Source organism: Soonwooa sp., from assembly GCF_030151385.1.
Lineage (GTDB): Bacteria > Bacteroidota > Bacteroidia > Flavobacteriales > Weeksellaceae > Soonwooa.
The window spans coordinates 1-12169 of record NZ_JASLDS010000050.1; the positions used below are offsets into that span (position 1 = coordinate 1).

Here is a 12169-nt window from a genome sequence, read left to right on the forward strand (position 1 = left end):
ATCCTGAGCCAGGATCAAACTCTCCATTGTATGTTTGTTTAATCCTTAAACTCTTGCTCAATTTTAAATTGACGCTTTGGTTTTTTTCCTTACTTGGTTGTTATATTTATGTCAATGATCTCTTTTCTTTTCGCATCCTCGACTTCTTTTATTCTGTCATCTTTCTGCCGATTTGCGAGTGCAAAAGTAAAAACTTTTTTCGAACTACACAAATGTTTTTAAAAGTTTTTTTTCAAACACCCTAAACCCATTTACTAAATCTAAATACTCATCTTTAATTATCTCCTGCGCTTCTTTTTGTTTCAAAAGTGGTGCAAAGATATGCACTTTACTTTATTAAATCCAAATAAAATTTGAATTATTTTTTAAAGTTATTTTTAATGTGCGTCTTCTCTACCGTTTTTTGGTTCTGCAAATGTAGGGCGTTTTTACAATCGCTTCCAAACTTTGTTAATATTTAGTTTAAATTGTGGATAACTAAAACCATAAACAACTGATTATGCATAACTTATAACATATTCCGATTTACTAACAATTAGCAGCGAAACAAAAGCCATCTCTAATTTTAAAATTATCTACAAAAGAAACATCAAAAATAAGGGAGAAATTATCGATTATAGTCGATGCATTAATCTTTAATTATAGAAGACGTATTGGTTTTAGCCAAGAAACAAATTTTTACTTTCCAACCTTTACTCTATATAATAGTATAGATGCAACAAAAAATTGGACATGTTATATTTATATTATAGAATAGTAACATGCCACCTTACTAATAATATCTGACATAAAACAATCTACAGAAAAGGTGCTCTCGCAATAAATCAAAAAAAACTATTTCCTTATAATATAATAATATAACATATAAAACAAAACCTAGACTTTCATCTAGGTTCTTATAAAAATCTTTAGAAGGTTGCCGCTGGCGCCGTATCATTATTTAGTTTTCGGTCGACTTCGTTTTTCTTACCTTTTGCAAAATCGTAGCTCACACCTACGATAAACATATTTCGGTTATTGAAAATTCGGGTTTGTGAATTGTAACTAACCAAACTTTCTGGCAAAGTCTTGGCTTTATATCGCGAAGGCATCCCTGCCCAGTACATTCCACCTGTCACCGTCCAGTCACTTAACTTATAACTCGCAAACAAGTGACTTGCATTTTCGCCCATATTTAGGAAAGCACCACTAAGTTGGTAAGTCGGAATATTAAACATATAAGTTACACTTAGGTTTTTGTACTCAGATGATAATGTGAAGCTATTTCCGAAGTAATTATTTTTGAGCAAAGTCCCAGAACTTGTTTTCACACGTTGCATGGTTGGATAAAGATTGGCTTTAATAACCAAAAGGCGACTACCAAATGGCTTCAAAGATCCTGTAACTTGCACACCAGTTCTCGAGTTAAAATCTGCGTTCTCATAAGTAATAGCATACTGCGTATCATTATTATATAAGGTGTAGATACTATTGATCGCATCTTGCGTATAATTGTAAAACAAATTCGCATTAAAATCAAAGTACTTATTATTATAAGAATACGTCAAACTATTATTCCAAGCTTTTTGTGGTGTCAGATAAGGATTTCCTGTACTAACAATATTAGGAACAACCTGAGTAACATTCGGACTTAAGCTACCACTGCTTGGACTGTAAGGCGTATAACTACTGGTCAATCGTAAACTCTGATTCTTTTTAAGCTCATAACCAAACATTAGTTTTGGTGTTATAATCCAATCATCTTCCGTCGTTGCAGCACTCTTGTTATGAATATTGGTTAATCCCAAACCTAATCGGTACATGAATTTCTGTTTCTTTCCAGCGAATTCCGAATACATATATTGTTTCAAATAATTAACTGAATAAGTGAAATGCCCAGCTAAATTATCCAAAGTGTTATCTACATGATCATTAGAAATACGATAACCAGCACTCAACTTCCCTACTCCAAAATCATGCGTATATGCAATTTCGCCAACGATACTACTTTGTTTGGCTTTTAGATTCATGTCATTATCAAAGACGCTTGCGCCAGTATCCAAATTCCACTCTTTATCAACTTCAAAACTTTTACTGGTGTAAGACGATCCAACAAGGTTAAAACTGATTTCGTCTTTTTTGCCAAGATTTTTAGAAAAATATAAATCCAATTTTGGTGGACTATACTTCTCACCATTATAATCCGAGTTTCCGTGTTGCTCCAATAGATTATCTTTAGTAAATAAGCTACCACCTGCTCCTTTCGAAAAATAGTTAAAAATATTCATGGTAAACTTTGTCTGGAACACATAATTCCCCATCAAAGAGTTGGTATAGCGCAATGTAATATCTTGATTGGTATATCCAAAATGATCTCTTTTGGTTTCTTTGGTATTATAATGCGAACCTTGCAATTGATAATCATATTCTCGGTTTACAATTCGGTTGTCGTAATCTCTAAGATTAAAACTATATTCGAAGCCAATATTATTACGTCCATTGGTATAATTAGCATAAGCCTGACCATCTACAAAGCCAGTCGTAAACGCTGATTTAACATCTGCACCAGCTGCAAAACCGATTTCTGGATTTCTTGTGATAATGTTAACCACTGTATCGGCGCGGTTTGCCCAACGTGTAGGCGGATTATCATAATATTCAACTCTTACAACATTTTCGGGACGAATACCTCGCGCTTGCAATTCTGTAGCTTCGACACCGTTTATCAAAAGCAATAAAGACCCACCTTTGATACTGGTGATACTGCTGGATATTGGATCAAATTGCAACTCCGGAAGCGTTCTTAATAAGTCATTAGAATATCTTGCTTTTTTTAAAGCTTCTTCGTCGAAAGTGTAAACCGATTTGTCAATGTATTGTTTTTTACGTTGTGCTTTGATAAGGACTTCCTGAATTTCTGCAGTTTGCTTAATGGTATCTTGGGGAACATGTTGCTCTTGCGCCAAAAAGAAACTTGATAAAAGAATTGAGGAAAATGTAAATATCTTATTCATGTCTGATGTTATCTGATAATAATTAGACAAGCGTCATTCAATTTTTGTTACATCGATACTGAAAAAATTTTAAAACAATTTAAAAAATATTCCCAAATAGCTGATTTTCAAAATGAAGCAAAAAATAACAATTATTTTTACTAAAACTTTATCTTTACAAAACCTAACTTAAAAATAATATATGAAAATACACTTACCAGTTTTAGCAGCAGTTTTCTTTTCGGGTGTCGTCTTTGCACAACAAGAAAACACTTTCCATGCTACAATGGATGGAAAAAGTGCACAAGCCTTGCAGGATTTATTTCCGAAAGAAGTTTCTATTTTAAAAACAGTAGACAACCAATCCGCTGTGATTTTAACAGAAAATGCAGCACATCACCTACACAAAAATATCTTGACGCATGGTCCAGGTTATGTTTATCATGATAATGTAGAAACTGCTCTGGAGGTTTTAACTAAAAAAGCAAGTAAATCCAACCTTCTTAATTTAACAATCAGCGAAAACGATTGGGTTAATTATTGTATTGGAAAAGTAAATACGGATAATATTAAAACTCATATCCAAACTTTAGAAGCTTATGGAACGCGTCGACATGACAATGCAAAAGGCAAGCAAGCAGCTCTAGATCTAAAGGCAAAATGGGAAGCAATGATTGCAGCGGCAGGACGCACGGATATTAGTGTAACATTATTTAATCATACACTAACGCCAATGCCTTCAGTTATTTTAAAAATAAATGGCAACAGCGCACCAAACGAATCGGTGATTATTGGCGGGCATCTCGATTCCATTTCCAATACATCGCAAGCGCCAGGTGCCGACGATAATGCTTCTGGGATTGCAAGTATTACCGAAATCTTGCGCGTTTTGTTAGATACGAAATTCAAACCTCAGAAGAACATAGAAATCATGGCTTATTCTGCGGAGGAAGTTGGACTTGTTGGATCCAAAGAAATTGCAACGCAATATGCCAATGCTAATAAGAATGTAGTTGCCTATGTTCAGTTTGATATGACTAACTACAAAGGATCCTCCAAAGATGTTTACTTAACAACAGATTCTTATAATAGTAATGATCTTAACCTCTTCTTAATTGAGTTGATGGAACATTACAACAAAACCAGTGCGCACGCCTTTACCTATGGCAATACCATTTGTAATTATGGCTGCTCAGATCACTTTAGCTGGGCGCAAAACGGATACAATGCCGCTTTTCCTTTTGAAGCAAGTTTTAGCGATTCCAATCCTTACATACATTCGGCAAATGATACTTTTTCTGTAAGTGGCAATTCTGCAACACATGCAGCGAAGTTTACAAAACTAGGTTTAGAATTTTTAATAGAAACTGCAAAATCAAGTCAAGCCTTCATGGCAGTACAAGATGTTAAAAACAATGACTTAAAAGTTGTTGTTCAATCCAAAGTTTTAAACTTATCCAATGTAGATTTAGGAAAAATTAAATCAGTGAAAATCTTGGATGCATCGGGACGAATCGTAAAAGAAAGCCTTAAACCAAACTCCAGTAAAATCTCACTAGAGAATTTAAAAGAATCCTACTATTTGTGCATTGTGGAAAACAATGACGGAACAATTAGCAGTACAAAATTCATTAATCAATAACAATAAAAAAGCCCTGGATTAACTTTCCGGGGCTAATTCTATAATAAGACCTTCTAGACTTTCGGTCGCAGGTATCTGACAACTAAGTCGACTATTTGGTTTTACGTTGTAAGCTTCATCCAACATCGCTTCTTCATCTACTTGCATTTCTGGCAAAGCAACATTCTCACTAATTATATAACATTGACAAGAAGCGCACATTGCCAATCCACCACAAATCCCAATTGTCCCTTCTGGCACCAATTCGTAAGCACGAATCACTTCCATAAGGCTCATCGCCATATCTGTTGGTGCAGCAACATCATGAGAAACGCCTTCTCTATCTATAATTGTAATATTAACATCTGACATTTTGAAATCTTTTTGACAAAGTTAATCATTATTAGGTTTAGAGAAAATTCAATTAGCTACGAAGTTGATAAAATTTAAAAAGTATTATATTGACTTCTATCATCTGCAGGAACATATAATTTGTTAATAAAAAGGACATCAACAAAACCTTTTTCTTGAAGCGCATTAATATCTCCAGTAATACGCCAAGTACCATTAGGTCTTAAAGTCCAGCCCATCAAATGCTTATCATTAAAAACATTTCCAGCAGCATCCAAAAAAGAAAACGTATAAGAAACATTTGACATAATCGCTTCCCATTTGGCAACAGACATTGTTGTATCAAAACCATTCTTATTATCATTTCCCTCAGGATAATCTCCTACAGTAAATCTTTTTATAACAAACATTGCAGTAGATGAATTATCGGTCGTAATACCTGAAGTCAAATTCTTAATTGGCACAAGACCAGCCTTATTGGTTTTTCCAATAACATTATAGGTATCATTAGAATTAACCAAAGGCGTAGTAGGTGCAAAAACTTGAGATGTAGTAGCAACCATATCAACACCAGCAATTGGTAAACTTCTTACTCGCATATTACCTTTTACATCCAAAATTTCTGTCGGTTTTCGTGTATCAATTCCGACTTTTTTTAAGTTTGATTGAGAAAAACCTGCTACAGCGCCAGACATCACAAATAATAATGTGATAAAATATTTATTAGCTTTCATAGTACAAGTTTTTATTATTGACTTCTATCTTCAGCAGCTACATACTTTGCCTTAATAAACAAAACATCAACAAACCCCTTTTCTTGAATATTAAGAATATCACCAACAATTGTCCAATTTTTGCCTGGAGAACCTTGTAATCTGTAATTGAACGCTTTATTAATTGCATATTGAGAAACCCCAGAAGCAGGCGCTGATAAAAACTTCCAACTCGTATTGGACATAATCGCTTGCCAATCATCAACCTTCATTCCTGTATCATAACCGTTAACTGCAAATTTACCGTCTCCAGGAACGGGATTATCATCAATAAGTTCGAATCTTTTCACAACAAACATTGCGGTTGAAGTATTATCAATTACCCCTAGAGACGAAGTAAAACCTGATGTCAAATTATTAGGAACCAAATCTGCGCTATTGATTTTACCAATAATTCCATTAGCATCACTAACCAAAGGTCTCCCAGCATTAAAAGTCCCCGTTGGCGTTGCTCCAGAATTGGTGTCGGGCCCCGTAGTATAAATAGAGTTAGCTTGACCATCATTTGGTAAAGATTGTACTCTCAATGTTCCATTGACATCTAGCTTCTCTGTAGGTGTTTTAGTCCCAACACCTACCTGCGCGTGAACAAATGCAGCATATAAAAAAACTGCCGAAAAAAATACTTTTTTCATCATGTTAAATGTTTTATAAAGTGCACAAAGATAAATATTTATTAACAGATATATGTTTATTTAATTATTTTTAACAACGATACAAATTACTTGCTCAAAAAAAACAACAATAAAAGTAATATTATTGCTCTATTTCTAAATATTAATCTTAAAAAAACATCTAACATCTAATATCTATTAACATAATAATATTTCAAAAACATCGATACAAAAAATGAAAAAGCCTAAGATAAATTACCTTAGGCTTTTCATTATATTTTAAAACTGATTAATCAATTGATTTTACAACCGCCTTTTCAGCTTCTTTTCTTGTTCCATCGAATCCATCAATTCCTGAAACCGTTGTATATTTAAGAACGAATTTCTTACCTGGATTAAGTCTGTTGTACACACTTTGACACATTAAGGTTGCCTCGTGGAAGCCACAAAGAATAAGCTTCAACTTTCCTGGATACGTGTTAACATCCCCGATCGCGTAGATACCATCGATATTGGTTTGATAATCCAAAGCGTTATTAACTTTAATTGCATTTTTTTCAATATCCAATCCCCAATCGCCTAATGGACCAAGTTTTGGAGTCAATCCAAACAACGGAATTAGATAATCGGTTTCTATGATTTCTTTTTCTTCACCTTTCGTAACTTCAATTGCAGTAAGCGTCTCCTCACCTATCAAGCCAGTTACTTCGGCAGGTGTAATAAGGTTAATTTTACCTTGATGTTTAAGTGCCGCAACTTTTTCAACAGAATCTAAAGCACCACGGAATTCATTTCTTCTATGGATCAAAGTAACGCTAGACGCAACATCCGCCAAGAAAATTGACCAATCCAAAGCAGAGTCTCCACCACCAGCAATTACAATTTTTTTATCACGGAACATTTCAGGATTTCTCACGAAATATTCAACACCGTTTTCTTCAAACTTTTCTAAGTTCTCCAATTCTGGTTTACGTGGATCAAAACTTCCTAATCCTCCAGCAATTGCAATCGCTTTACCTTTAATTTTTGTACCGCGACTTGTCGTTACGATAAAATCTCCTTCTTCAGTTTTCTCATAAGACATCGCTTTTTCTGAAAGAGAAAACTTAGGTTCGAATTGTTTGATTTGCTCCATCAAATTATCAACAAGTACACCAGCATCAACACTTGGAAAACCTGGAATATCGAAAATCGGTTTTTTTGGATACAACTCCGATAACTGTCCACCAGGCTGTGGCAACGCATCGATAAGATGGCATCTTAGTTTTAACAATCCCGCTTCGAATACTGCAAATAATCCTGTTGGACCTGCACCTATTATAATGATATCTGTTTCGAACATTTCTTTAATATTTTATTATGCAAAGCTAAGCATTTTCACTTCTTTTAGAATCATTCTAAATGATGACATTACTTAGTTTTATTTAATTTAAATTTATTTATCTCTCTTTATCAAAGCCATATAGAATCCGTCATAACCTTGGCTAGGCATAATTTTCTCTTCTTTCACTAAAGAGTAATCTGGATTATTGGTTAAGAATTTCTCCACTTGAAGATTATTTTCTGACGGCAAAATCGAACATGTTGCGTAAATCATCAAACCATCTTTTTTAATAATTTTAGAATAGTCTTGAAGAATTTGTTCTTGCTCTTTTTTAATTCTATCAATAAAATCTTGGTCGATTTTCCATTTAGAATCGGGATTACGTTTCAGAACACCAAGTCCAGAACATGGTGCATCGATTAACAATCGATCTGCAGTGTTATGAAGTCTCTTAATAACTTTAGAATCCGAAATAAAACGCGCCTCAATATTATGAGCACCAGCACGTTTTGCACGACGTTTTAGCTCTGCCAACTTCCACTCAAAAATATCAAGGGCGATAATTTGTCCTTTATTTTTCATCAAGGCTGCCAAGTGCAAAGTTTTTCCACCTGCTCCAGCACAAGCATCAACAACGCGCATACCCTCTTTTGGAGCCAACAACTCACCAATGGTTTGCGATGATGCATCTTGCACTTCGAACAATCCATCTTTGAAAGCCGAAGTTAAAAACACATTTTTCTTTTCTTCCAATTGTACCGCATCTGGATAACCTTGGATGGTGAAAGCGTCAACACCTTCATCTTTAAGGTCAGCCACCAATTCTTTAGCAGTCGTTTTAAGTGTATTGGTTCTCAAAACAGTTGGTGCTTGTTCGTTAAGCGCCACCATTTCTTTCTCCCACTTTGGCCCCAATTCTTTTTCCATAGTTTCTGCCAACCAATCCGGAATAGAATATTCGATTGCTTTTGTTGGGATGTAACCTTTTTTAAGCTTGTTAAGAATATCGGCAGTTTTGACACCATCAAATTCTTCAAACTTTTTATAATGCGACTTGCTCCAAAGCAAATATGCCAAAATTAATTTGTAAACATTATTTGGTTTAACACCTTCTCCCATATAATATTCCAGACGTTTTTTCCAACGGATAATGTTGTAGAAAATCTCCGAAACAACTTGTCTGTCTTGGCTTCCCCATTTACGATTAGCTTTCAGAAGCCTTTCGATAACTTTGTCAGCATATTTTTTGTCTTGAAAAAAAGTCTCTTGCAAAGCGTCGTGGATGCCTATGAGAAGATTGCGATGTATTAATTCCATAAAGTAAAATTTCTTATAATTAAGAAGATTGCAAATTTACGAAAAATAAAAAAGTTCAGAAATTAATTCTGAACTTCGGATAAAACCTCTGGTAATTCTTTTTCCTCTTTGCTAAAAGTCAGCTTGACATCGCCCCAATTTTCGCCAGTTTTGATGCGGTGGATTTGCATATCCGACACGCCAAAACGTCTTGCCAATCTCGCCATAGGTTCTCCTTTGTCAAGTTTTCGTTTAATAAAAACCACATCGCTGTACGATAATTTTGCGTGATCTCTTTTTGGTTTTTCGCGACGTTCTAGTTTTAGATTATGTTTAATCCATTTTGGACTTTTAAGACCATGTTCTACAACCTCATCTTTAGTTGCCCAAGCAAGATTCTCGATGCGATTGTCTTTTTTATCATAGTTAAGATGAATAACAAATTGCTTTTCTGCAGGATTATCGTTCTCGATAAATAACTCCGCAACTGCCTTATGAACTAGAATTTGATAATAAACCGAACGTTTTTTATTAATCTTTGTGCGTTCTTTCGAAAGTCTTTTCGTTAGTTTGTCTAGTAATTCTTTTCGAGGATTTAGGTAGCGCTCAATTTTTCGAGACTCCTCGTAAGTCGTCGTTTTCTTTCGGAGGATTGCATTTTTCTCCTTTATTAATGAACGTAAATCGTCAACTTCTTTTTGCAGTTCTTCTAAAAGATTTGACGAAGCCTCATCCATATCTCCCAATCTTTTAAAACGAATAATCGGATAACCGCCTTGTAGACCTCCATTAATTATGCGTCCATCAGGACAGTTTACACTAAAAGATTTAATTTCTCCAAAATTTGAAAACTCGAGTCGAGTTGTTTTGTCTTGAGCACCAACCAGCGTGTACTCTTTCCAGATTACATTATTACTTTCCACATTAATACATTTTTAACAAAGTTAGAAATAAGAAAGAACCCATGCCCTATTCCACAGCTTTAAAACATGATTATTAACAAATTTTAGCCTTAGTTAAAAACATTGGCATCATTTTTAATAACACTGAAACCTAGCAACTTACAAGCTTTACGACTAAGTATCAAGCGATAACAAATATAACGTTATCCGTATTGGTGTAGACATCATTAAAATACGCACCGATTAAATGTTAATTTTTTGTTAAACAATCATTGACATTTTTGTTAAATATCAAAATTTAATAATTTTGTCAAACTTTTTTGTTAAACAAATATAAATGAGTCAAGAAATTAAAAAAGACGATACAGAAGCATTGATCCGACGGACTGCAAAAAGACTGTTCTTTGGAGAGGGAAAATTTAATGCTACAACGCAGGAGATTGCTGATGCAGCAGGCGTTAACCGCACTTTAATCAATTATTACTTCCGTTCTCGTGATAATCTTTTCAACTCGGTTTTTGATGAAGCTTTACTGAAAGAGCAAGAAAAATCTGATGCTATTATGAAATCTGAAAGGACTTTTCGTGATAGATTAACAGAATTTATCGAAAACTCAATGTCTTCTGCAATACAGTATCCTTTTTTGGAAATATATATTGTAACGCAAATGAACCAAGGCTGCGCTTACAAAACGCCAGAAGACATGAAGCAAACGATGAATAAGTTAGACCTCGAGCTAAAAGAAGAAATTGAATTAGGCAACATAAAGCCAATTAGTACGGAACAATTTATCCTAAATCTAGCATCACTGGTGTCTTTTCCGACTTGTATGCGTCCGCTTTTCCAAAATACAATGGAAATGAGCAACGAAAAATACGAGCAACTATTGAAAGAACGAAAGGAAGTTATCCTAAACACGATTTTCAACAATTAACAAAAAAACGTAGAACTTTATAATATGAAACATTACACTAATTACAAAGCGAAAGCCATCTTGTCAGGCGCGCTATTAGTGTTCGGCATGTTTTCGTCAGCTGCCCAAGAGGTGGTTTCTTTACAAGAAGCCATACAAAAGGCCTTACAAAACAAAGCCGAAGCCAAGAAAGCTGCTTTGCAGGTGCAAAAAGCAGAGTACAAAATCGACGAAGCCAAAGCTGGCGCATTGCCGCATGTATCGGTTGGCGGAAATCTAACTTACAATCCTGTTATTCAACAATCCGTTTTGGAGTTTGGTGGAGAAACAATGGTCGTAAAAATGGGGCAACCATGGACTTCCAACATCGCTGCAACAGTTAATCAAGCCATCTTTGACCAAAAAGTTTTTATTGGTTTAAAGGCAGCAAAGTCAACTAGAGAATTTTATGTTCTTAATGCGCAGCTTACCAACGAACAAATTATAACAAACGTTGCAACAGCTTATTACAACGTCTTTGTTCAGGAAGAAAATCTTAGAACTTTGGAAGCAAGCTACACGAATACAGAAAAGGTTAGAAACATCATCAAAAGCCTTGTTGATAATGGACTTGCAAAACAAATCGACCTAGACAGAACCAATGTACAGCTAACAAATATTGCATCTAACAAGCAAAGATTAGTTAATGGTGTTGAGCTTACAAAAAATGCGCTTAAATTCTATATGGGCGTGCCAATTGACACTCCAATTGAATTGGAAGAAAAGTCTATCGAACCAAAACCAGAACTTCTTGCATCTGTTGCCAATCTTGATAACCGCTCGGAAGTTAAAGTTTTAGAAAAGCAAAAAGAGCTTCTTCAATACAATAAAAAAGCGACAGAAGCAGCGCTATATCCAACAGTTGGCCTACAAGGACAATATGGTTGGTACGGAATGGGGCCAAAATTCCCTTTAACTAACGGATTATCAAATGGTGTGAATTGGAGTGATTTTGCTTCAATTGGTCTCAATGTAAATATTCCGATTTTTACAGGTGGTGCTACAAAAGCTAGAATTCAACAAGCGGAAATCGACTTGCAAGACGTGCAACAAGACATTGAAAATACGAAGCTTAGTTTAGATTTAGATTATAAAAACTCGGTTACCAATATCGAAAATGCTTTAATCAATCTTACAAGCATGAAGGACAATGTCGATTTAGCAGAAAAAGTTCAGAGAAATACGCAATCCAATTATCAATATGGACTTGCAACTCTAACAGAACTTCTGGATGCAGAAAATGCGTTGACACAAGCAAGACAAAACCATGCTAATGCTTTACTAGACTACAAACAAGCAGAAATACAGTTAATAAAAGCGAAAGGAGAACTTAGCACTTTAACACAACCTTAAAAATAACTATT

At 34.8% G+C, this 12169-nt stretch carries 10 protein-coding genes; 3 read left to right on the forward strand and 7 right to left on the reverse strand.

Going from position 1 to position 12169, the window contains the following annotated elements:
• Nucleotides 1-908 precede the first annotated feature (908 nt).
• Nucleotides 909-2993 carry a TonB-dependent receptor gene (locus tag Q1V95_RS09460; protein ID WP_300673093.1) on the reverse strand — a complete coding sequence of 695 codons (2085 nt, stop codon included), beginning with the start codon at nucleotides 2991-2993 and terminating at the stop codon, nucleotides 909-911.
• Nucleotides 2994-3174: 181 nt separating this feature from the next.
• Between Q1V95_RS09460 and Q1V95_RS09465 the strand changes: the two genes are divergently transcribed.
• A complete protein-coding gene (locus Q1V95_RS09465; RefSeq protein ID WP_300673095.1) occupies nucleotides 3175-4614 on the forward strand; it encodes a M20/M25/M40 family metallo-hydrolase in 1440 nt (479 codons plus the stop codon).
• An 18-nt stretch (nucleotides 4615-4632) separates the two neighbouring features.
• On the opposite strand, the gene Q1V95_RS09470 is transcribed toward Q1V95_RS09465, so the two are convergent.
• The 6 genes from Q1V95_RS09470 to Q1V95_RS09495 all read right to left on the reverse strand — a co-directional run bounded on the left by Q1V95_RS09470 (nucleotide 4633) and on the right by Q1V95_RS09495 (nucleotide 9874).
• A complete protein-coding gene (locus tag Q1V95_RS09470; protein WP_300673096.1) occupies nucleotides 4633-4965 on the reverse strand; it encodes a 2Fe-2S iron-sulfur cluster-binding protein in 333 nt (110 codons plus the stop codon).
• Between the two features lie 74 nt (nucleotides 4966-5039).
• A complete protein-coding gene (locus tag Q1V95_RS09475) occupies nucleotides 5040-5678 on the reverse strand; it encodes a hypothetical protein (protein WP_300673098.1) in 639 nt (212 codons plus the stop codon).
• A gap of 14 nt (nucleotides 5679-5692) precedes the next feature.
• Nucleotides 5693-6355 (reverse strand): hypothetical protein, encoded by a 663-nt coding sequence (locus tag Q1V95_RS09480; RefSeq protein ID WP_300673099.1) that lies wholly within the window; start codon nucleotides 6353-6355, stop codon nucleotides 5693-5695.
• A gap of 265 nt (nucleotides 6356-6620) precedes the next feature.
• Complete coding sequence (locus tag Q1V95_RS09485) at nucleotides 6621-7673, reverse strand: NAD(P)/FAD-dependent oxidoreductase (RefSeq protein WP_300673101.1); 1053 nt, start codon at nucleotides 7671-7673, stop codon at nucleotides 6621-6623.
• A gap of 93 nt (nucleotides 7674-7766) precedes the next feature.
• Nucleotides 7767-8972, reverse strand: coding sequence for a methyltransferase domain-containing protein (locus Q1V95_RS09490; RefSeq protein ID WP_300673103.1), 1206 nt, complete (start codon nucleotides 8970-8972; stop codon nucleotides 7767-7769).
• A 62-nt stretch (nucleotides 8973-9034) separates the two neighbouring features.
• A complete protein-coding gene (locus tag Q1V95_RS09495) occupies nucleotides 9035-9874 on the reverse strand; it encodes an HNH endonuclease (protein WP_300673105.1) in 840 nt (279 codons plus the stop codon).
• Between the two features lie 316 nt (nucleotides 9875-10190).
• Between Q1V95_RS09495 and Q1V95_RS09500 the strand changes: the two genes are divergently transcribed.
• On the forward strand, nucleotides 10191-10787 hold the full coding sequence (locus Q1V95_RS09500) for a TetR/AcrR family transcriptional regulator (protein WP_300673107.1): 597 nt from the start codon (nucleotides 10191-10193) through the stop codon (nucleotides 10785-10787).
• A gap of 24 nt (nucleotides 10788-10811) precedes the next feature.
• The gene (locus Q1V95_RS09505; RefSeq protein WP_300673109.1) at nucleotides 10812-12158 is read left to right on the forward strand and encodes a TolC family protein; all 1347 of its coding nucleotides are present in this window, start codon (nucleotides 10812-10814) and stop codon (nucleotides 12156-12158) included.
• Nucleotides 12159-12169: the final 11 nt, after the last annotated feature.